Origin of the sequence: Bradyrhizobium sp. CB2312, assembly GCF_029714425.1 — a bacterium.
Classification (GTDB): domain Bacteria; phylum Pseudomonadota; class Alphaproteobacteria; order Rhizobiales; family Xanthobacteraceae; genus Bradyrhizobium.
In genome coordinates, this window is the sequence record NZ_CP121668.1 from 3691970 (window position 1) to 3713379 (window position 21410).

At 64.3% G+C, this 21410-nt stretch carries 20 protein-coding genes and 1 pseudogene; 11 read left to right on the forward strand and 10 right to left on the reverse strand.

All coding sequences use genetic code 11. The annotated features are described in order from the left end of the window. The first annotated feature begins 64 nt into the window (after window positions 1-64). The 3 genes from metK to QA642_RS17840 all read left to right on the forward strand — a co-directional run bounded on the left by metK (window position 65) and on the right by QA642_RS17840 (window position 4428). Window positions 65-1261: a methionine adenosyltransferase gene (metK, locus tag QA642_RS17830; protein WP_283085792.1), complete on the forward strand. Its 1197-nt coding sequence runs from the start codon at window positions 65-67 to the stop codon at window positions 1259-1261. Between the two features lie 124 nt (window positions 1262-1385). Next, window positions 1386-2807, forward strand: a complete 1422-nt coding sequence (gene ahcY / locus QA642_RS17835) for an adenosylhomocysteinase (protein ID WP_283085793.1) — start codon at window positions 1386-1388, stop codon at window positions 2805-2807. Window positions 2808-2967: 160 nt separating this feature from the next. After that, window positions 2968-4428, forward strand: a complete 1461-nt coding sequence (locus QA642_RS17840; protein ID WP_283085794.1) for an NAD(P)/FAD-dependent oxidoreductase — start codon at window positions 2968-2970, stop codon at window positions 4426-4428. 18 nt (window positions 4429-4446) lie between these two features. Here the strand turns inward: QA642_RS17840 and QA642_RS17845 are convergent, their stop codons facing one another. From QA642_RS17845 to QA642_RS17855, 3 genes are read right to left on the reverse strand one after another with little or no spacing between them, the layout of a single operon-like run. Continuing rightward, window positions 4447-5670 carry an MFS transporter gene (locus QA642_RS17845; RefSeq protein WP_283085795.1) on the reverse strand — a complete coding sequence of 408 codons (1224 nt, stop codon included), beginning with the start codon at window positions 5668-5670 and terminating at the stop codon, window positions 4447-4449. A 30-nt stretch (window positions 5671-5700) separates the two neighbouring features. Next, window positions 5701-5937, reverse strand: coding sequence for a 4-oxalocrotonate tautomerase family protein (locus QA642_RS17850; protein ID WP_283085796.1), 237 nt, complete (start codon window positions 5935-5937; stop codon window positions 5701-5703). A 16-nt stretch (window positions 5938-5953) separates the two neighbouring features. Continuing rightward, window positions 5954-6664, reverse strand: a complete 711-nt coding sequence (locus QA642_RS17855) for an SDR family NAD(P)-dependent oxidoreductase (protein WP_283085797.1) — start codon at window positions 6662-6664, stop codon at window positions 5954-5956. 207 nt (window positions 6665-6871) lie between these two features. Here QA642_RS17855 and QA642_RS17860 point away from each other — a divergent pair, with 207 nt between their 5' ends. The 3 genes from QA642_RS17860 (at window position 6872) to QA642_RS17870 (ending at window position 9170) form a co-directional block, all read left to right on the forward strand. Then, window positions 6872-7795, forward strand: coding sequence for a LysR family transcriptional regulator (locus QA642_RS17860; protein WP_283085798.1), 924 nt, complete (start codon window positions 6872-6874; stop codon window positions 7793-7795). A 146-nt stretch (window positions 7796-7941) separates the two neighbouring features. Next, a complete protein-coding gene (locus QA642_RS17865) occupies window positions 7942-8097 on the forward strand; it encodes a hypothetical protein (RefSeq protein WP_014493894.1) in 156 nt (51 codons plus the stop codon). Between the two features lie 143 nt (window positions 8098-8240). After that, the gene (locus QA642_RS17870) at window positions 8241-9170 is read left to right on the forward strand and encodes an aspartyl/asparaginyl beta-hydroxylase domain-containing protein (RefSeq protein ID WP_283085799.1); all 930 of its coding nucleotides are present in this window, start codon (window positions 8241-8243) and stop codon (window positions 9168-9170) included. Window positions 9171-9340: 170 nt separating this feature from the next. Here the strand turns inward: QA642_RS17870 and QA642_RS17875 are convergent, their stop codons facing one another. Both QA642_RS17875 and QA642_RS17880 read right to left on the reverse strand, forming a co-directional pair. After that, window positions 9341-10168 (reverse strand): molybdenum storage protein subunit alpha, encoded by an 828-nt coding sequence (locus QA642_RS17875; protein WP_283085800.1) that lies wholly within the window; start codon window positions 10166-10168, stop codon window positions 9341-9343. Between the two features lie 13 nt (window positions 10169-10181). After that, window positions 10182-10994, reverse strand: a complete 813-nt coding sequence (locus tag QA642_RS17880; RefSeq protein WP_283085801.1) for a uridine kinase — start codon at window positions 10992-10994, stop codon at window positions 10182-10184. 135 nt (window positions 10995-11129) lie between these two features. Between QA642_RS17880 and QA642_RS17885 the strand changes: the two genes are divergently transcribed. After that, window positions 11130-11588, forward strand: coding sequence for a nuclear transport factor 2 family protein (locus QA642_RS17885; protein WP_283085802.1), 459 nt, complete (start codon window positions 11130-11132; stop codon window positions 11586-11588). Between the two features lie 150 nt (window positions 11589-11738). Continuing rightward, window positions 11739-13079: an MFS transporter gene (locus tag QA642_RS17890; RefSeq protein WP_283085803.1), complete on the forward strand. Its 1341-nt coding sequence runs from the start codon at window positions 11739-11741 to the stop codon at window positions 13077-13079. Between the two features lie 72 nt (window positions 13080-13151). Here the strand turns inward: QA642_RS17890 and QA642_RS17895 are convergent, their stop codons facing one another. From QA642_RS17895 to galE, 3 genes are all read right to left on the reverse strand, one after another. Beyond that, window positions 13152-13853, reverse strand: a complete 702-nt coding sequence (locus QA642_RS17895) for a fumarylacetoacetate hydrolase family protein (RefSeq protein WP_071912070.1) — start codon at window positions 13851-13853, stop codon at window positions 13152-13154. Window positions 13854-13890: 37 nt separating this feature from the next. Continuing rightward, the gene (locus QA642_RS17900; RefSeq protein ID WP_283085804.1) at window positions 13891-15693 is read right to left on the reverse strand and encodes an ABC transporter ATP-binding protein; all 1803 of its coding nucleotides are present in this window, start codon (window positions 15691-15693) and stop codon (window positions 13891-13893) included. A 118-nt stretch (window positions 15694-15811) separates the two neighbouring features. Further along, window positions 15812-16825 carry a UDP-glucose 4-epimerase GalE gene (gene galE / locus QA642_RS17905; protein ID WP_283085805.1) on the reverse strand — a complete coding sequence of 338 codons (1014 nt, stop codon included), beginning with the start codon at window positions 16823-16825 and terminating at the stop codon, window positions 15812-15814. A gap of 126 nt (window positions 16826-16951) precedes the next feature. Between galE and QA642_RS17910 the strand changes: the two genes are divergently transcribed. Then, window positions 16952-17989, forward strand: a complete 1038-nt coding sequence (locus QA642_RS17910; protein WP_283085806.1) for a glycosyltransferase family 4 protein — start codon at window positions 16952-16954, stop codon at window positions 17987-17989. A 189-nt stretch (window positions 17990-18178) separates the two neighbouring features. On the opposite strand, the gene QA642_RS17915 is transcribed toward QA642_RS17910, so the two are convergent. Continuing rightward, on the reverse strand, window positions 18179-18577 hold the full coding sequence (locus QA642_RS17915) for a hypothetical protein (protein ID WP_283085807.1): 399 nt from the start codon (window positions 18575-18577) through the stop codon (window positions 18179-18181). Between the two features lie 273 nt (window positions 18578-18850). On the opposite strand from QA642_RS17915, the pseudogene QA642_RS17920 reads away from it, so the two are divergent. Then, window positions 18851-19045 (forward strand): annotated as a pseudogene (locus tag QA642_RS17920) (arylsulfatase); the annotation flags it as partial. A gap of 154 nt (window positions 19046-19199) precedes the next feature. Here the strand turns inward: QA642_RS17920 and waaF are convergent. Then, the gene (gene waaF, locus QA642_RS17925; protein ID WP_283085808.1) at window positions 19200-20267 is read right to left on the reverse strand and encodes a lipopolysaccharide heptosyltransferase II; all 1068 of its coding nucleotides are present in this window, start codon (window positions 20265-20267) and stop codon (window positions 19200-19202) included. A gap of 155 nt (window positions 20268-20422) precedes the next feature. Between waaF and rfaD the strand changes: the two genes are divergently transcribed. Further along, the gene (rfaD, locus tag QA642_RS17930; protein ID WP_283085809.1) at window positions 20423-21403 is read left to right on the forward strand and encodes an ADP-glyceromanno-heptose 6-epimerase; all 981 of its coding nucleotides are present in this window, start codon (window positions 20423-20425) and stop codon (window positions 21401-21403) included. Window positions 21404-21410: the final 7 nt, after the last annotated feature.

Below are 21410 nucleotides of genomic sequence, written 5' to 3' on the forward strand. Positions count from 1 at the left end.
ATAATCCAAGTCTAAACATCGCAAACACCCGCTAGCTTAGCGGCGGCGGAACAAGGGGTTACTGATGCGCGCGTCCTATCTCTTCACCAGCGAATCCGTGTCCGAGGGCCATCCCGACAAGGTCTGCGACCGGATCTCCGATGAAATCGTCGATCTGTTCTACCGCGAGGGGCCGAAGGCCGGCATCGATCCGTGGCAGATCCGCGCCGCCTGCGAGACACTCGCGACCACCAACAAGGTCGTGATCGCCGGCGAGACCCGCGGTCCGAAGTCGGTGACCAACGAGCAGATCGAGGGCGTCGTCCGCAACGCGATCAAGGACATCGGCTATGAGCAGGACGGCTTCCACTGGAAGACCTGCGACATCGAGATCCTCTTGCATCCGCAGTCGGCCGACATCGCGCAGGGCGTCGATGCGCTGCAGCCGGGCGAGGTCAAGGAAGAGGGCGCTGGCGACCAGGGCATCATGTTCGGCTACGCCACCAACGAGACGCCCGATCTGATGCCGGCGCCGATCTTCTACGCCCACAAGATCCTGCGTCTCATCTCCGAAGCCCGTCACTCCGGCAAGGAGAAGGTGCTTGGCCCGGACTCCAAGAGCCAGGTCACCGTGCAGTACGAGAACGGCAAGCCGGTCGGCGTGCGCGAGATCGTGGTCTCGCACCAGCATCTGGTCGAGGACCTCTCGTCCAAGCAGATCCGCGACATCGTCGAGCCCTATGTGCGCGAGGCGCTGCCGGCGGACTGGATCACGCCGAAGACCATCTGGCACATCAACCCGACCGGCAAGTTCTACATCGGCGGTCCCGACGGCGACTCCGGCCTGACCGGCCGCAAGATCATCGTCGACACCTATGGCGGCGCGGCCCCGCATGGCGGCGGCGCGTTCTCGGGCAAGGATCCGACCAAGGTCGACCGCTCGGCGGCTTACGCGGCGCGCTATGTCGCCAAGAACATCGTTGCCGCCGGTCTTGCCGACCGCTGCACGCTGCAGCTCGCCTACGCCATCGGCGTTGCGCGTCCGCTGTCGATCTACATCGACACCCACGGCACCGGTAAGGTGTCGGAGGACCAGCTCGAGAAGGCTGCCGCCAAGGCGATGGACCTCACCCCGCGCGGCATCCGCTCCCATCTCGATCTCAACCGCCCGATCTACGCGCGCACCTCGGCCTACGGCCATTTCGGCCGCACGCCGGACAACGAAGGCGGCTTCTCCTGGGAGAAGACCGACCTCGTCGAGCAGCTCAAGCGCGCGCTCTAAGTCACTTGCGTCATTCCGGGGCGCCGCGACAGCGGCGAACCCGGAATCTCGAACCTTACGGATTCCGGGTTCGCTCGTTTCAAGAGCGCCCCGGAATGACGAGCCAAACAAACAGGAACCCCCTATGAACGCGAAGCCCGGCTTCACTGATTACATCGTCAAGGACATCTCTCTCGCCGATTTCGGCCGCAAGGAGCTCTCGCTGGCCGAGACAGAGATGCCCGGCCTGATGGCCACCCGCGAGGAGTTCGGCCCGAAGCAGCCGCTGAAGGGCGCGCGCATCGCCGGCTCGCTGCACATGACGATCCAGACCGGCGTGCTGATCGAAACGCTGGCAGCACTCGGCGCCGACATCCGCTGGGTCTCCTGCAACATCTATTCGACGCAGGATCACGCCGCCGCCGCGATCGCCGCTGCCGGCATTCCCGTCTTCGCCGTCAAGGGCGAGACGCTGAAGGATTACTGGGACTACACCGCAAAGCTGTTCGACTGGCACGGCGGCGGTCATCCGAACATGATCCTCGATGACGGCGGCGACGCCACCATGTACGTCCATCTCGGTCTGCGCGCCGAGAACGGCGACACCGCCTTCCTCGACAAGCCCGGCTCAGAGGAAGAGGAAGTCTTCTTCGCGCTGCTGAAGAAGCAGCTCAAGGAAAAGCCGAAGGGCTACTTCGCCGCCATCGCCAACAGCATCAAGGGCGTGTCCGAAGAGACCACCACGGGCGTGCATCGTCTCTATGACATGCAGAAGGCCGGCACGCTGCTGTGGCCCGCCATCAACGTCAACGACAGCGTCACCAAGTCCAAGTTCGACAACCTCTATGGCTGCCGTGAATCGCTGGTCGACGGCATCCGCCGCGGCACCGACGTGATGATGTCGGGCAAGGTCGCGATGGTCGCGGGCTTCGGCGACGTCGGCAAGGGTTCGGCCGCCTCGCTGCGTCAGGCCGGCTGCCGCGTGATGGTCTCGGAAGTCGATCCGATCTGCGCGCTGCAGGCCGCGATGGAAGGCTACGAGGTTGTGACCATGGAAGACGCCGCGCCCCGCGCCGACATCTTCGTCACCGCCACCGGCAACAAGGACATCATCACCATCGAGCACATGCGCGCGATGAAGGATCGCGCCATCGTCTGCAACATTGGCCACTTCGACAACGAGATCCAGATCGCGGGTCTGCGTAACCTGAAGTGGACCAACATCAAGCCGCAGGTCGACGAGATCGAGTTCCCCGACAAGCACCGCATCATCCTGCTGTCGGAAGGCCGGCTCGTGAACCTCGGCAACGCGATGGGCCATCCGTCCTTCGTGATGTCGGCGTCCTTCACCAACCAGACGCTGGCGCAGATCGAGCTGTTCGCCAACAACAAGGACGGCAAATACAAGAAGGAAGTCTACGTGCTGCCGAAGTCGCTCGACGAGAAGGTCGCGCGCCTGCACCTCGCCAAGATCGGCGTCAAGCTCACCGAGCTGCGCAAGGATCAGGCCGACTATATCGGTGTGAAGCAGGAAGGCCCGTACAAGTCGGACCACTACCGCTACTGAGCCACAGGTTCAGCCGACCATCGACGCGAAGCCCCGGAGCGATCCGGGGCTTCGTTGTTTCGGCGCACGGAATTCAACTCGCTTTGCAGTTGCAGCACGGCTGATTGCCAATTGACGGTCCGCAGCCGCAGGCGGACAATCCTCCTCGGCGGAGGAAACCATGCAACCAGAACATTTCGACGTGCTCATCGTCGGCGCCGGGCTATCAGGCATCGGCGCGGGCTATCATCTGCAAACGAAATGCCCGACCAAGAGCTACGTCATCCTGGAGGGCCGCGACTGCATCGGCGGTACCTGGGATCTGTTTCGCTATCCCGGCATCCGATCCGACAGTGACATGTTCACGCTCGGCTATTCCTTCAAGCCGTGGACCGATCCGAAGGCGATCGCGGACGGGCCGCAGATCCTGAACTATGTGCGCGAGGCCGCAGCCGAGAACGGTATCGAGAAGCACATCCGCTTCCGCCATCGCGTCAAGCGCGCGGCGTGGTCGACGCCGGATGCACGCTGGACCATCGAGGCCGAGCGCATCACGGGTGAGGGCGCGACCGAGCTGGTGCGCTTCACCTGCAATTTCCTGTTCATGTGCTCGGGCTATTACAAGTACGAGGCGGGCTACACCCCCGAATTCAAAGGCGTTGCGGATTTCGCCGGACGCATCGTCCATCCGCAGAAATGGACCGAGGACATCGATTACGCGGGCAAGCGCGTCGTCGTGATCGGCTCGGGCGCGACCGCGGTGACGCTGGTGCCGGAGCTTACCAAGAAGGCGGCGCAGGTCACCATGCTCCAGCGCTCGCCGACCTATGTGGTGTCGCGTCCGGCGCAGGACCCCGTCGCGAACAAGCTGCGGCGCAATCTGCCGACGCGGCTGGCCTATCATGTCATCCGCTGGCGCAACGTGATGTGGGGGATGTTCTTCTTCCAGCTCAGCCGGCGCCGGCCTGCGAAGGTGAAGGACCTCATCCTCAAGGGCGTGCAAATGGCACTTGGGCCCGACTACGACGTCGCGACCCATTTCACGCCGCGCTACAATCCCTGGGACCAGCGGCTGTGCCTCGTGCCCGACGGCGACCTCTTCAAGGCGATCCGCGAAAAACGCGCCGCCGTCGTCACCAATGAGATCGACACCTTCACCCGCGACGGCATCCGCCTCAGGGACGGCAGCGAGCTCGCCGCGGACATCATCGTGACGGCGACGGGGCTGGTGCTCCAGGCCGTCGGCGGCCTCGAGGTCAGCGTCGACGGCCGCGTGGTCGATTTCGCCAACACACTGACCTACAAGGGCATGATGTATGCCGACGTGCCGAACATGGCCTCGGCCTTCGGCTACACCAATGCGTCGTGGACGCTGAAATGCGATCTCACCTGCGAATATGTCTGCCGTCTCATCAACTACATGGACCGGCACAATTTCCGCCAGTGCATGCCGCACAATGACGACCCTGATATCACCGCGCAGCCCTCGCTCGATTTCACCTCGGGCTATGTCCAGCGCTCGATCGCAAAAATGCCGAAGCAGGGTTCGAAGCGGCCATGGCGGCTGTATCAGAACTACGCGCTCGACATCGTCTCCCTGCGCTTTGGCCGGATCGACGACGGCGTGATGCAGTATTCCTGATCGCGCCGCCGCCTGCTTCTATGCTTTGCGCGTGATGAGCGCGAGGCCAAGGTCGATCGCGAGCGCTACCATCACGGCGCCGCCGCCGAGACCGAACAGCACGAGATAGTCGCCGCCGGTCTGCGCGTAGATCCAGGAGAAGCCGTAGGCTGCTGCTGCCTGGAACAGTGCAAAGCTGGTGGTAGCATGGCTCCACGTCGCGCGCTGCTGCTCGGTGGAGTGCGGCACGAGCTCATGGATGCGACCGAGCACGAGGGGCACAATGCCGGGCGTGAAGCCGCCGACCACCACACTCGACACGATCAGCGAGAGCGGCGCGGTGCTGACGGTCGGCAGCAGCACAGCGGCCGCTTCGATCAGGAATGCCGCGCGCAAGGCCGGACCAAAACCCGAACGATCGCCGAGATGGCCGGTGACGAGCGGGCCGACGATGGCGCCGAGGCCGTACAGCACCCAATAGCGAGAGCCCGCGGCAATGCCCTGGCCGAGGCCGCGCGCAACGAAATCGACGATGAAGACCATGTGCGGCACCAAGGCCACCGCATTGAGGCCGTATTGGGCCAGCAGGGCGCGGGCCGCGGGCGAGGCGCGATGGTGCCTTGCTTGATGCGAAGGTGCAGCATCGGCCTTGGCTTCCGCAGGCCAGTTCCACCAGCTCGCGAGGGTGAGGAGCGCCGAAAGCACGCCGAGACCATACCAGCTCTGCTGCAAACCCTGTTGCAGCAACAGCGGCACCAGCGTGCCAGATGCGGCGACGCCGAGGCCAACCCCCGCGAAGATCACGCCGCCGACAATTCCGCGCCGCGCAGCTGAGGTGTGGGGCAGAATGACAGAGGCGGCCAGCACCATGATGATGCCGCCGGTCAGGCCAGACAGGAAGCGCCAGGCGAAGAACCAGGTGAACGATACCGGCGTTGCGCTGGCGAAAAAGGAGAGGGTCGCGAGCAGCATCATCGCCCGCAGCGCGCGGACTGCGCCGATGCGTGCAGCCACAGCTCGCGCCGTGAGCGCGCCGGCGAGATAGCCTGCGAGGTTCGCTGCACCGAGATAGACGACGTCGGAGGCGCTGAACCACTTTGCCGCGATCAGGGCCGGGATGAGGGGCGTGTAGGAAAAGCGGGCGAGACCAAGCCCGACCAGCGATGCGGACAAGCCCGCCACCGCGTATCGCCACGTCGCTTGCGACGCTGATCCCGGCTGCTGATGCAGCCGGGTCTCCATGTGTTGCTTCGTATGTGTCATGTCATCCTCTTGCGCAAAACGGCGCGCGCATCATCCGGTCCGGGCAGCGCGGCGGCGCCGGAATTCCAGCGCGGGCAGGCCGCCCCACCCCCAATTGTCGGTGTCGACTTCCTCGATCACGACGAAAGTGGACTCGAGCTGTTTGCCGAGCACGTCGCGCAGGAGCTCGCTCGAACCCTTGATCAGCGCCGCCTTCTCCTCCGCCGTGAGCGATGCCGCTCCCGGCGTCGTTCCTTCGCGGGTCACTTGAATGGTCACGATGGGCATCGCGCCTCTCCTCCGCTCAATGGCCGGCGCTCTGGCCGCCGTCGACATGCAGGATCTCGCCGGTGACGAAGGAGGCACGTTCGAGATAGAGCACGGCATCGACGATGTCGGACATCTCGCCCATGTGACCCAGGGGATGCATCGCGCCGTACTGCGCATGCGTCGCGACGGCGTGCATCGGCGACTTGATGATGCCGGGCGCCACCGCATTCACGCGGATTCCGCGCCTGGCGTATTCGATCGCAAGCGATTTGGTCGCGGCGTTTAGCCCACCCTTGCTCAGCGAGGCCAGCACCGAGGGCACGTTCGAATTGGCGTGATCGACCAGCGTGGTCGTGATCTGGACGATGTGACCCGACTCCTGCTTCTCCATCTCGGCGATCGCCAGCTGCGTGATGTTGAAGAAGCCGGCGACATTGGTGCCCATCACCGCCGCATAGTCCTCGGCCGTGTACTGCGTGAACGGCTTTGCGACGAAGATGCCGGCATTGTTGACCAGCGTGTCGATGCGGCCGAAGCGGGCAATTGCCTGGGAGACGACCCGCTCGGCGGTGCTCCGATCGGCGATGTCGCCGGCAACGGCGAGGACATCGTCATCGCCCGACGGCTTGATCGACCGCGCCGTTGCGATGACGCGATAGTTGCGATCGCGAAAACCCTGGACCAGGGCGGCGCCGATGCCCTGCGATGCACCGGTGATGATGGCGACTTTCTGCTCGATACCCATGACGGGCTCCTGTTGTTGAAAACCTGCGCCGGCAGCGGCTGGCTTGCCCGTTGACGTACGCCGCAGCGCCCCGGCTGCGAATACACGTCGTCCGGCAGACACTGTTACGCGGCGCGAACGAATGCCGGATCGGCGCCCGGCGGAGGTTGTCGCGGCGGGGACGAACGCCTAGCCTGTCACCGGAATGTGATGGGGCGGCAGGAAGGCATGGATCGTCTGGATGCGATGAAGGTGTTCGTCGTTGCGGTCGATGAGGGCAGCTTGGCTGCCGCAGGCCGCAAGCTCGGCCGCTCGCCGGCGGCCGTGAGCCGCGCCATCGCCTTCCTGGAGGAGCGGGTCGGCGCCGAGCTGCTGCACCGGACCACGCGGTCGATCAAGCTGAGCGAGGAGGGCGAGCGCTATGTCGCGGTCTGCCGCCGCGTGCTCACCGAGTTGGAGGAGGCCGACGACATCGCCGCCGGACCGCGCACGGCGCCGCGCGGCCTGCTCACCATCACCGCGCCCATCGTATCGGGCGAGATGGTGCTGCGGCCGATCCTCGATGCGTTTCTCGACGCTTATCCAACCGTGTCGGCAAAGCTCCTGCTGTTCGATCGCGCGGTCAACCTGATCGAGGAGGGGGTCGATATCGCGCTTCGCATCGGGCCTCTCGCGGATTCATCGATGGTCGCGATGCGGGTCGGCGGAATCAGCCGCGTCGTGGTGGCGGCGCCGCGCTATCTGAAGCAGCATCCGCGCATCACCGAGCCCGGCGATCTCGCAAAGCATCAGATCGTGGCGATGGCGCACCTGCCGAATTCCTGGACCTTCGCGCCGCAGGCCGGCTCATCAGTGGCGCGGACGGTGCAGTTCACGCCGCGCCTCGTCGTCAACAGCACCTATGCGGCCGTAGCCTCCGCCGTCGCCGGGCGCGGCGTGGCGCGGATGTATTCGTACCAGGTGGCCGAGCAGATCGCGCGCGGCGAGCTCGAGATCGTGCTGGCCGGCGACGAGGATCCGGAGATGCCGGCGCATCTGATCTGCCCGCAGGGCCGGCTTTCGGTGCCCAAGGTGCGGGCGTTCACCGACTTTGCCGTGCCGCGGCTGAAGAAACAGTTTGCGCTGCTGACACAGAGCATCAAGGCGCGCTGAGCCGCTTCGCGCGCCCGCAATGCGTTGTTTTGCGTATACGGCGGGCCGGCTGAATCGGCGATGGTTCCCAAACAGTTAACGCCGATTTAACGGATGAGTCCTAGGCTGTCTCGGCCGGGGTTACTCGCAAGGCCGAGGTGAGCCCAATGGAAGCCCAGAAGATCGCGGTCGACGCCGTCGTCGCGCTGACCGATTGCGACCGCGACGCCGTCATCGCCTTCATCCGCCGGCTCTATCTCGCTGGCGTCACCGACCCCAAGCGCCTGACATTCAAGGGCCTCCAGGCGCTGTCGCGGGCTTGATTCGGCCGGTTTCGGGCCTTCCAGCTCCAGGTTCCGTGCGAGCGCTCTCCCCAGCGTGATTGCAACCCACCGGCGAATATCTTGCCGCTCGGGCCGCGTCGGGCTACACGACAACCCGGCTGGGTCACTTGGGATTTGGGGAAATGCTGAGACAGCTTTTTGCGCCGCAGCTTGTCATTTTGTATGTGCTTGCGGCATCGACGATCTACGTTCACTTCCGCGGCAAGCAGCGGCTGCGCTTCGCGCGCCAGCTCGGCGATCACTCGACCTATCTCGCGCCCTACAATGTGTTGATGTATGCGGGCTCCGCCGTGCCGAACAAGCCGGTGATCTCGGTCGATCAGTTTCCGGAGCTGAAGCCGCTCAGTGAGAATTGGGAGACCATCCGCGACGAGGCGGTGCGCCTGTTCGACGAAGGCTTCATCCGCGCGGCGGCGAAGAACAATGACTGGGGCTTCTACTCGTTCTTCAAGAGCGGCTGGAAGCGCTTTTACCTGAAATGGTACGACGACTTCCTGCCGTCGGCGAACACGCTGTGCCCGAAGACCGTGGAGCTGCTCAAGTCGATCCCGAGCGTGCACGGCGCGATGTTCGCGATGCTGCCCCCGGGCGGCAAGTTAGGGGCGCACCGCGATCCCTTTGCCGGCTCGCTGCGCTACCACCTCGGCCTCGTCACGCCGAACTCGAACAAGTGCCGCATCCTCGTCGACGGTGTCGAATGCGTGTGGCGCGACGGCGAGGCCTTCATGTTCGACGAGACCTTCATCCACAGCGCCGAGAATGCGACCGACGTCAACCGCATCATCTTGTTCTGCGACGTCGAACGCCCGATGAAGTATGGCTTCATGACCTCGATCAATCGCTGGGTCAGCCATCACATCGTCAAGGCCTCGGCGACGCAGAACGTCGAGGGCGAGAATGTCGGCGTGCTCAACAAGGTGTTCGGCAAGCTCTACGAGATCCATCTCGGCAGCCGCAAGGTCAAGGAGTGGAACCGCAACGTCTACTACACGCTGAAGTACTCGCTGACGGCGCTGATCCTCGGCTTGATCGTGCTGTCGGCATTGCGATAGGCCGAGGTGCGAAGTACGTAGCCCGGATGGAGCGAAGCGAAATCCGGGACCTTTGCCGCGGCGAGAGAGCCCCGGATTGCGCTTCGCTCCATCCGGGCTACGGTGCCTGAATCATAAAGCCCCGGAGCGATTTCCGGGGCTTCCTTATTATGGATGAGCTCTGGTCGTGATCACACCGGCTTGACGCCGGTGTGAATGATCGAACCCACATGCTGCCCGCGCAGCGCCGCGCTGATGCGGCCCGGCACGAGGCCGTTGACGACCTGCACGCGCGCGATGTGGCGTGCATTCGCCATCACCTCGAGCAGCGCGGGATCGAACGGCAGCGTGCCCTTGAGCTTCGCAAGCTCGATGAAGCTGGTCTCTTTCAACAGCTCAGCCTTCTTGCCATCGGCGCCATTGGGATCGTCGGTGTAGACGCCGTCGACATCTTCCACGATCGTGAGGCCAGCGGCCCCGAGCGCATCGGCGAGCAGGAAGGCGCCGGTGTCGGCCCGATGCAGCGGGATGCGGGAGGTCGGGAATTCGTGATGGTGGTAGGGCGGGAACGCGCTGCCGACGACGGCGCGGGCCGCCTGGAGGTGGATTGCGAGCTGGCTCGCGATTGTCGGATGCTCGACATAGGAGACGCCTTCCGGCGCAAGCAGGCTTGCGAGGATGTGGCCGTTCTGGCCGGCCTCGCTGGCCGCGAGCGGGGCGAGCGAGCCCACGGGAAGGCCGAGGTCGAGACCGACGCTGTAGAGGTGGCGGGCGCGGATGCCGGCGCCGGTCAGGATCAGCAGGCGATGCTCCGGCAGCAGCGCGCGCAGCTCGTCGACGAGCGGCAGGATCGCCTCATGGCCGCGGTCCATGATGCGGCCGCCGATCTTGATGACCTGCAGCCAGGGCAGCAGCTTGATCGGGCGGTTGCCGGCGACGGGGCGGGTGAGATCGCTATCCAGAAGCGTCTGGCGCGCGAGCGGCGAGGCGACGTGCTTGATCTGGTTGGTGTTAGCCATGACGGGGTGTTCTTCAGCTCGCGGTGATGATGGTGCCGACATGCTCGCCCGCGAGCGCGCGGGTGAGATTGCCGGGGACGAGGCCGTTGATGATCTGCACCTCGCGGACATGGCGCGAGGCGTTGAGCAGATCGAGCACCGGGAATTCCAGGATCGAATCCTGCAGGCCCTTGGCCTTCATCTCGGCGACCGAGATCTTGGGGATGAAGGTGGCGTTCTTCGACGTCTTGGGGTTCGCGGTGTAGAGGCCGTTCTCGTCCTTCACATAGATCATCGCCTTGCAGCCGAACTGCTCGGCGACGAGGAAGCAACCGGCGTCGGTGCGATAGGGCGGGATGACGCCTTCGGCCGCCGGCCGCATCCACAAACTATAGGGCGGCATGCCGCTGAAGATCACCGCGTTCACCTCGGCGAGGAACAGCGGCACGGACGAGAGGCCCGCGCTGGAGACGGCGGAGACGCCGTGCCTGGCAAGCAACTGCCCGAGCATCGCAGCGTTCTGGTCGGCGACGGAAGCGCCAAGCTGCGACAGCACGCCGGCTGGCAAGCGCAGGCCCGCGGCGATCGAATAGAGATGCCGCGCGCGGGTGCCGGCGCCGGTGCCGATCAGCAGCTTGTGCGCCTTGCGGGCGGCGATAATCTCCTCGACGATCGGATAGACTGCGGCGCGGCCGCGATCGATCATGCTCTGGCCGCCGATCTTGATGACGGTCGCATCCGGGAGGATGCGGAAGTCCGAAGCCTTCTCCGCTGCGGCGACAAGCTGTGGATCGGTGAGCGAGCGCTGCATCAGCAGTGCTTCGAGCTCGCTGGTCGTCGTCGACATCAGAGACACCTCTCGTTGTCAATGCATTCTCTACGGTGGCCTCGTCGGCCCTGACCGCTGCCGCAACTCTTGCTGGATAGTTCGGCCCATGGCAACAAGATTGCCAGCATTCAACGGCTGAATTTGGAGCAGGCGATGGCCTCCTTGCCAACCGCGACCCCCGAGATCACGCAGTTCTTCCGCGTGTGGCTGGACACCTTCGCAGGCCACGTCCGCGAGGTCGATTATGCTTCGGCGCGGCCGCTCTTTCATCCGGATGTGCTGGCCTTCGGCACGCATAACGACGTCATCCCCGGCCTCGACCAATGGGTCAAAACGCAATGGGACAACGTCTGGCCGAAGACGACCGACTTTCGATTCATCCTCGAGCAGGTCTCGATCCTGGCATCCGCCGACGGCACGATGGCGACGGTGATCGCGCCGTGGACGAGCACGGGCTATCATCCCGACGGTAGCGCGTTTTCGCGCCCCGGCCGTGCAACAATGGTGTTCGCGAAGGACGGCGATGGCTGGCTATGCGTGCACTCGCACATGTCGCTCAATCGCGGAGTGCCGCAGGCGAGCCATGCGAATCGGCCGGTAAAGGCCTGGTAGTAGAGCGGTCAACGCCGGCTCTATCGGCCGACTAAAGTTTTAGCCTCTCGTTCCAGTTCGGCTGGAACCCTTGGAACCCAATATCGTTTGTTTGGCAACGAACAACCGATGAAAACGCGCAAGCGGGGGCCTGCCCGAGGGAGCATTCCCATGGCAACACTTGGCCTCGACGTCACCCGACTTACCGCATCCGAGCATCAACGTCAGCTTCGTCGCGCCGTGATCGCCTCCACGATCGGGACTGCGATCGAATGGTATGACTTCTTTCTCTACAGCACCGTTACGGGTCTGGTTTTCGCAAAGCTGTTCTTTCCACATTCCGATCCCTGGGTCGGCACGTTGGAGGCCTTTGCGATATACGCGGTGGGCTTCGTCGCGCGCCCGATTGGCGCGGCAATCTTTGGGCACTATGGCGACCGCATCGGACGCAAATCCACACTGATCGCGACGCTGCTCTTGATGGGACTGGCAACCGCCGCAGTGGCCGTGGTGCCGACCTATGCGAGCATCGGCATCTGGGGAGCCGCGATTCTGACCGTGCTGCGATTCATTCAGGGCGTCGGCGTCGGTGGCGAGTGGGGCGGCTCGGTGCTGATGTCGATGGAATGGGCCCGCGACGACCACTCCCGAGGATTGATCGCATCATGGCCGCAGTTCGGCGTGCCTTGCGGGCTGTTCCTTGCCAATCTCGCCGTGCTGGCGTTCAGCCAGATGGCGGGCGATCAGTTCCTCGCGTGGGGCTGGCGTATTCCGTTCGCGCTCAGCATCATCCTGGTTGGTGTCGGCCTCTACATCCGGCTCGGCATTCTCGAAACGCCGGTGTTCTCAAAGCTCGTGGCTGAACGTCAGGTCGACCGCACGCCGATGCTGACCGTGATCCGGGAATACCCGAAGGAGATTCTGCTGTCCGCCTTCGCGCGCATGTCCGAGCAGGCGCCGTTCTACATCTTCACCGCCTTCGTGTTCTCCTATGGCATCGGCACGCTGCACGTTTCGCGCGACTTCCTGCTGACCGCGGTGCTCTCGGCCTCGGTGCTGTCGTTTGTCTCGATCCCGTTGTGCGGGCACATCTCCGATCGGATCGGCCGCAAGAACATGTACATGCTCGGCGCTGCCGCGACGGGCATCTTCGGCTTCATCTATTTCGCGATGCTCAATACCGGATCGCTAGCCATCATCTTCCTGGCGATCGTTCTGTCGCTGATTCCGCACGACATGCAGTATGGCCCGCAAGCGGCCTTGATCGCCGAGAGCTTTACCGGACGCCTGCGCTACAGCGGCTCCTCGCTCGGATACCAGCTCGCATCCGTGATCGCCGGCGGTCCCGCGCCGTTGATCGCCACCTGGCTGTACGGCACGTTCCACTCGGCGACGGCGATTGCGGCCTATATCGCGGCGTGCGCCGTCATCACGCTGGCCGCGACCGCGCTGATGACCGATTACACCGGCAAGGATATCAACGGCGCAGATGCGCACGCTTCGCGGGCCTGAGGTCAGGAGGCCCTTCGCAAAAAAGCCCCGGACGTCCTGTCCGGGGCTTTGATGTTCGAGATGTCGCGCAGCCTACTCCGGCTGGCCGATGCTGACCTTGAGCGTGCCGACGCCGTCGACGCCGCATTCGAGCTTGTCGCCGGGCTGGAGCTGCGACACGCCAGCCGGCGTGCCCGTCATGATGATGTCGCCGGCGGCGAGCTTCACCTGCTGGGAGAGCTGCCAGATGATCTCCGGCACATTCCAGATCAGCTCGGTGAGATCGCCCTTCTGCGCCTCCTTGCCGTTGACGGTGAGCCAGATCTTGCCCTTGGCGGGATGGCCGATCTTGGAGGCCGGCTGCACCGCGGAGCACGGCGCGGAGCCGTCGAACGACTTGCCGATCTCCCACGGGCGCTCCTTCTTGCGCGAGGCGATCTGAAGGTCGCGGCGGGTGAGGTCGATGCCGACGGCATAGCCGTAGACGTGGTCGAGCGCCTTGTCGGCGGGAATGTTGAGGCCGCCGCTCTTCATCGCGACGATCAACTCGACCTCGTGATGCAGGTCCTTGGTCAGCGGCGGATACGGAATGGTCGCGCCATCCGGGACCAGCATGTCGGCATGCTTGGCGAAGAAGAAGGGCGGGGCGCGCTCGTCATTGCCCATCTCGCGGATGTGCTCGAGATAGTTGCGTCCGACGCACCAGATGCGGCGCACCGGATAACGGCCACTCTCCCCGACGACGGGAAGGGAAGCCTGGGGCGGAAGCGGGATGACATAGGAGGCGGCGTTCATGGAGCGATCTCGCTGCTCTTGAGGTTGATGAGGAACTCTATGCGGTTGCGCTGATCGGCGCCAGAGCGCCGGCGTGGTGATGTTGCAGCCGGAAGAACGAGGCATAGCGTCCGCCACGGCGCAGCAGCTCGTCGTGCCGGCCCCGCTCGACGATCTCGCCGCCCTCGACCACCAGGATGCTGTCGGCGTGCATGATGGTGTGCAGGCGATGCGCGATCACGATGGTGGTGCGGTTCTGGCAGAGATGCTCGATCGCCTCCTGCACCTGCCGCTCGGACTCCGAATCGAGCGCGGCGGTGGCTTCGTCCAGGAGGATGACCGGCGCGTTCTTGAGCAGCGCGCGCGCGACCGCGATGCGCTGGCGCTGGCCGCCGGAGAGCTGGGTGCCGTGCTCGCCGACCGGCGTGTCGTAGCCGAGCGGGAAGCCCATGATGAAATCATGCGCACAGGCCGCTTTCGCGGCCTCGATGATCTCATCTTCGCTCGCGCCCGGCTTGCCGAAGGCGATGTTGCTCCGGATGGTGTCGCGGAACAGATAGACGTCCTGGCCGACATAGGCGGTCTGCGCCCGCAGCGACTTGCGTGAGACCGCGCCGATCGACTGGCCATCGATCACGATGTCGCCTTGCGTCACCTCGTAGAAGCGCAGCAGCAATGCCAGCACGGTCGACTTGCCGCCGCCGGAGGGGCCGACCAGCGCGGTGACCTTGCCGGGCTCGGCTGTGAAGCTCATGCGGTTGAGCACGGTCTCGCCGTTGCGATACGAGAAGCTGACATCACGCAACTCGATGCGGGCATCGGTGAGCTTGAGCGCCGGCTTGTCATCGTCGGAATGCTCGCTGGCCGGTCTGTCGACGACCTCGAGCAGCATGCGCGCGCCGACGAGCTGGCTGTTGAGGTCGATGTTGAGCCGCGCCAGCCGCTTGGCCGGCTCGGTCGCCATCAGGAACGCGGTCATGAAGGAGAAGAACGCGCCGGGCGTGGCGTTGAGCGCGACCACGGCATAGCCGCCGTACATCAGGCAGCCGGCGACCGCGAAGCCGCCGAGCATCTCCATCAGCGGATTGGAGCGGTTGGCAACGCGGGCCATCTTGTTGGCGTTGCGCTCGACGATCGCGATGTTCTCGTCGATCCGGCTCTGCATGGTCTCTTCGAGCGTGAACGCCTTGACGGTGCGGATGCCCTGCAGCGATTCCTGCATCGTCTCCATGATGTCGGCGGTGCCGGTGAACTGGTTGTAGGCGAGGCCCTTGATGCGCTTGACCAGCTTGCGCAGCACCAGCATCGCCGGCGGCACCGCGACGAGGCCGATGAACGACATCAACGGATCCTGCCACACCATCACACCGATCATGGCGAGCAGCATCAAGAGGTCGCGCCCGACGGCGTTGACCAGCATGTTGAGCACGTCGGTGATCGACTTGGCGCCGGCCGTCAGCCGCGCCAGGAATTCGGACGAATGCCGCTCGGAGAAGAAGCCGACGCTCTCGCGCATCAATTTTGCGAACAGCTGGCGCTGGTTGGTGGCGAGGATGGCGTTGCTGATCTTGGTCAGGATCACCATGTGGCCGTAGGTCGCCACGCCTTTGATGAAGAGCAGGATCACCGTGATGCCGGCGAACATCGCGATGCCCGGGACGTTCTTGTCGACATAGGCCTGGTTGATGACCTGGCCGAGGACGTAGGTCGCAGCAGCGGTGGCGCCGGCGGCGAGCGCCATCAGCGAAAAGGCAACCAGGTAGCGCCGCCAGTAGACGACCCCCTGTTCCATGACCAGGCGGCGGACCAGGACCGCTGCCGCATAGGGATCGTCGGTGATTTTCTTTGGAAACTGGGCCATCCGGTGTCCATTGACGGCGCAGGGAAAAGCCTGCCCGCGCGTCAGGGATCGAAGGGCCTCTGTGCCCGCTAAAGCTCAGCTTTTCAAGCCCAATTAAGGACTTGCGCGGGGATGGATTTTAGGCCGAGGCGGCGTGGCGGAGCTCGCCATGGCGCTCGCGGAACAGCTTGTCCTCCCAGGCCAGCGCATGGGCCGCGATGGTCTCGAGGCCGTCATATTGCGGCCTCCAGTCGAGCAGGCAGCGGATGCGGCTGGTGTCGGCGACCATGGTCATGATGTCGCCGGGCCGACGCGGAGCGTATTGCACGGCGAAGCTGCGGCCCGAGACCCGGCGCACCGCGTCGATGGTCTCCAGCACCGAATAGCCGCGGCCATAGCCGCAATTCAGCGTGGTCGAGGCGCCGCCGTTGCGAAGATAGGCCAGCGCGGAGCGATGGGCCTGCGAGAGGTCCGTGACGTGGATGAAGTCGCGGATGCAGCTGCCGTCGGGGGTCGGATAGTCAGTGCCGAACACGTCGATCTTGGCGCGCTGGCCGGTCGCGGCTTCCACCGCGATCTTGAGCAGATGGGTGGCGCCGACGGTGGCAAGCCCGATGCGCGCCTGCGGATCGGCGCCGGCGACGTTGAAATAGCGCAAGGTCACGTACTGCATGCCGTAGGCGGCGGCGACGTCGTGCAGCATGATCTCGGTCATCAGCTTCGAGGACCCGTAAGGCGACAGCGGCCGCGTCGGCGCGTGCTCGGGCACCGGCACCTGGTCCGGATCGCCGTAGACGGCGGCGGTCGAGGAGAAGATGAAGCGCCCGATGCCGCGCTTGACCGCGACGTTGAGCAGATTGCGCGCGGTCGTGAAATTGTTGCGGTAATAGCCGAGCGGATCGCGCATCGAATCCGGCACCACGACGGAGCCGGCGAAATGGATGATGCTCTCGATGTCGTGCTGGGCGATCACGCCTTCGAGCAGGTTCTCGTCGCCGGCATCGCCAATGAACAGCGGCACGCCTTCGGGGAGGTAAGCGGAGAAACCGGTAGAGAGATCGTCGACCACGACGACATCCTCGCCGGCTTCCGCCAGCGTCAGGACCGTGTGACTTCCGATATAGCCGGCACCGCCGGTGACTAGCACAGTCATGATCTCACCCGTCTTCGATCAACGCGGGATGCTAGCGTTTGCGTGGTGAAGAGGGGGTATCGGCGCGGCCGAACTGGTCACTATGCTTAATGTTGCGTATAGGGGCTTTGCGAAACGGAGTGTGACGTGGCGAATTCCCCCGGCGACCTCGAACTGATCGTGCCAAATCTGCACAGGCGCTATTCCGGGGTCACCGCGACCAACCGGATGGTTGCGCCCCGGCTGGCGAAGCTGTTTCGCGCGGCCTGGTTGGGCACCGACGCGCCGGAGGGGATCGCAACGATGAGCGGTGCCGATCTCCTGAAATTGTGGCGACGCAGGACGCCGCTGATCTGGCACGCGCGGCGCAACAACGAGATGATCGCGGGCGTCGTGCTGCGCGCGCTCGGCTGGCCGCTCAAGCTCGTCTTCACCTCGGCGGCGCAGCGGCATCACACCTGGATCACGCGCTGGCTGATCCGCCGCATGGACGCGATCATCGCGACGAGCGAGATCTCGGCCTCGTTCCTGAAGGTGAAGTCCACCGTGATCCCGCATGGCGTCGACACCGACGTCTACGCGCCGCCGATCGATCGCGCTGCTGCCTTCGCGGAAGCCGCGCTGCCGGGCCGCTACGCCATCGGCTGCTTCGGCCGCGTCCGCGCGCAGAAGGGCACCGACCTGTTCGTCGATGCGATGTGCCGCCTGCTGCCGCGCTATCCGGATTTCGCTGCGGTCATCGTCGGCCAGATCACGCCGGAGCAAACGCCTTTCGCAAATGACCTGAAGAAGCGCATCGAGGCCGCCGGCCTGCAATCGCGTATCGTCATCACCGGCGAATTGCCGATCGAGGACGTGCAGCGCTGGTATCAGCGGCTGACGATCTACGCCTTCACCTCGCGCAACGAAGGTTTTGGCCTGACCCTGATCGAGGCGATGGCGACAGGCAGCGCACTGGTCGCCGCCCGCGCCGGCGCCGCCGGGCTGGTGGTCGAGGATGGCGTGACCGGCGTGCTGATCCCGACGGGCGACGCTGATGCGTTGGCCGCGGCCGTGGAGCCGTTGATGCGCGACGTGGCTGCAGCGACCGCCATGGGCGAGCGCGGGCGAGCACGGGTGCTCGACCAATTCAGCCTCGATGCTGAAGCAAAGCGGATCGGCGAGGTCTATCGGCCGCTGCTCTGAAACGTCGTTTCCAGGGCCGCAGAGCAAAAATCGCGAAAACAACCCCATGCACAGTAGCCGGTGCCAGCAGATGGCTTGACGGCCGGCGATGCTCTTATTCTGATTTTACGAAAATATTTTGACTCGTCGGGCAAAACACCGGCAGGATGTCATCATCGGCACCGCCTCGACGGCCGTGCGCGGTCAGCTTCACATTGGGCAGCGCACATACGGCATTTGCACCGGCACTGGATCCTTTGAGCTGAGCGTGATGTTGTTTTCGCCGGAGAATGTCAGATCGAATGTCACGTCTGAAATCGAGACGCCGTCCGAGCACGACGCGATCAGCCGCATGTTTGGCCCATCTTCGTGCAATGATCTGACGGTGCATTTTTCAAATGTGCCGGTGATTTGCTTGCCCTGGACGATCAAGCCGCCGGCGTGGAGATCAGCATCTTTCTTGAAGGCGAGCTTGTCGTTCTCTTTGGTGAACATTTGGCCACAGGCCGAGGCGTCGATCGACCAGGCTCCGTTCAAATCCGCAGCCTGTATCGAGGCCGATTGCGTCACGAGAAGTAGTACCGTCACCAGGGGATTGAAGGTCCTCATGAAACTCTCCGACTAGAGGGGTAAGGTCGCTCAATCAGCTTCTTCGATGCAGGCGCAGTAAGACGTGGTCCTTCATATCGGGCGTGATCGGTGTGACCCCGGTTCAGCCCCGGCAAGTGACAGCTGCGCTGCCCTTTCTCCGCCATGCGCTCGAATGTCTTTGCGCTTCGGTGTCTTCCGAACTGACGGGCGTTCGATCATCATGGCAAGGACTATGCGCCGCAGCCTGTGTTCTCTTGATCTGGATCAATCCTGAAGTTGCCTCTCTGCTACGGCACCAAATATGGCGCGCAGCAATACTTCGACTGGTTCAAATACGAGTTCTGGCGCTTCGTGTTCGTCCAGCAGGAGGTCGAGAAGTTGGCAATGACCGCGATTGCATTTCCGCCGATGCAGAAGGGCGCGAGCTTCAACCTCGATGCCGTCAAGTCCAAAATCGAGGCTGCAAGAACGGCGATGGCAAAATGAGCTGTGTTGACGATAGTCATGAATGGGGCGGCCCGGATACGGGCCGGCCAGCGCCCTGAGGCGACGTGCAGCAATGTTGGCTCAATGGTCGCCTTTGGGAGCCAGGCGGTCCCGACTCAAGCGCGATGAGATCAGGGTGGAGCGTCATCGCGCTTCAGTTTGCTGTTTGAGCACGATCCCCGAGCACCCGCTCCGCAATCCCCACCACCTCGCTCGCTGCGATATCCCGCATGCAGCGGTGGTCGTTCACCTTGCAGATCGTGCGTTGACAGGGCTGGCAGGACAGCACGCTCTTGTCCTGGACCACGGTTGCGGCAAGGCCGTTGAGGGGGGCCCAGAGATAGGGGCTGGTCGGGCCGAAAATGCCCATGGTGGGGGTGCCCAAGGCGGCGGCGATATGCATCAGGCCGGAATCGTTGGTGATGGCGACGCCGGCGGCGGCCATGGCGAGGACGCCGTTGCGCAGATCGTTGCCCGTGAGGTCGCGGACATGAGGACCGCCCGCTGCGACGATCTCCTGGGCGAGGCCCTTTTCAGCGGGGCCGCCGACCACCCAGACCTCGAGCCCGCGCTCAGCCAGCAGCCGGGCAGCCTCCGGATAGTAGGTCCAGCGTTTTGAGACGCCGACCGAGCCGGGGGCCAGCGCTACGGCGGCCCCGGCGCTCAGCCCATTGGCCTCGCGCCAGCGGGCAATCTCCTCGGCCGGAACCCGCAATTGCGGCACCGGCCATTCCGGGGGCAGGGGCGCGCCGTCGGGCTGGGCCAGGGCGGCATTCTCGTCGATGAAGCGGGGGAGCTTTCTTTCACCCCAGCGCCAATGGTTGATCAGGCCGAACCGGAACTCGCCGACCCAGCCGACTCGTTCGGGGATGCCGGCCAGCGTCGGCGCAATGGCTGCCTTCCAGGTTCGGGGCAGCACCAGGGCCGTGCCGTAGTTTTCCGCCCGCAGCAGCCTTGCCAGGCCGAACTGGCGGCGCACCGCGAGCCGGCTGCGCGGCAGGTCCCAGACGATGCCTCGGCGGACCCCGGGCATGTAATCCACAAGGGGGGCGCACAGGGTGGTGGTCAGGAGATCGACCGGCCGGTTCGGCCAGCGTTCCCTTAGAACCCGGACTACGGTGTGATTCCGGACGAAATCGCCGATCCACATGTAGGGAATGATCAGGATCGGGCGCGTGTCGTCCCGATCTGCATCTCCACTAAGTTGCGAATCAATGTTCATTCGTTAATAGGACCGGACGAGCTTGGTATGGCAGTTCGGTTAGCCGCTCCGGGTCGACAGGTAAAGCCGGGACAGCGTCGATCCAAAACCGCTTACACTTTGGCGGATCATGCGCTAGGGCAGGACCGGGCCGCAAAAATCGGGCAGGTATTGGAATGTTGCTGGTGACCGGCGGGGCCGGTTTTATCGGATCGAATGTCGTGGCCGCGCTCAATGACGCCGGCCGCAGCGACGTCGTGGTCTGCGATCTGCTCGGCAATGACGGCAAGTGGCGGAATCTCGCCAAGCGCCAGCTTGTGGATATCGTCCCTCCGGCCGAGCTGCTCGACTGGCTGAAGGGCCGCAAGCTCGACGCCATGATCCATCTCGGGGCCATTTCCGCGACCACCGCGACCGACGGTGATCTCGTGTTCGAGACCAACTTCCGCATGTCGATGCGTCTTCTGGACTGGTGCACGGCCGGCGCCGTGCCGTTCATCTATGCGTCCTCGGCGGCGACTTATGGTGATGGCGAGGCCGGCTTTGACGACGACGCCTCGTTGCCGGCACTGAAAAAGCTACGGCCGATGAATCTCTACGGCTGGAGCAAGCACATGTTCGATCTCGCGGTCGCCGAGCGCATCGCGCGCGGCGAGAAGCTGCCGCCGCAATGGGCGGGGCTGAAATTCTTCAACGTGTTCGGACCGAACGAGTACCACAAGGGTACGATGATGAGCGTGCTGGCGCGCCGCTTCGACGACGTCAAAGCGGGGCGCAACGTGCAGCTGTTCAAGTCGCACCGCGAGGGCATCGCCGACGGCGACCAGCGCCGCGATTTCATCTATGTCGACGACGTCGTGCGCGTCGTCATGTGGCTGCTGGCGACGCCATCGGTGTCGGGCCTCTTCAACGTCGGAACCGGCAAGGCGCGCAGCTTCAGGGATCTGATGCTGGCCGCCTATGCCGCGCTCGGCACCAGGCCCAACATCGAATATGTCGAGATGCCCGAGAGCATCCGCAACGCTTACCAGTACTTCACCCAGAGCAAGGTCGATCGCCTGCACCGCGCCGGCTATAACGGCGGCTTCACGCCGCTCGAGGACGCGGTGAAGGCCTATGTCGGCGATTATCTCGACCGGCCCGACCGTTTCCGCTGAGACTTCA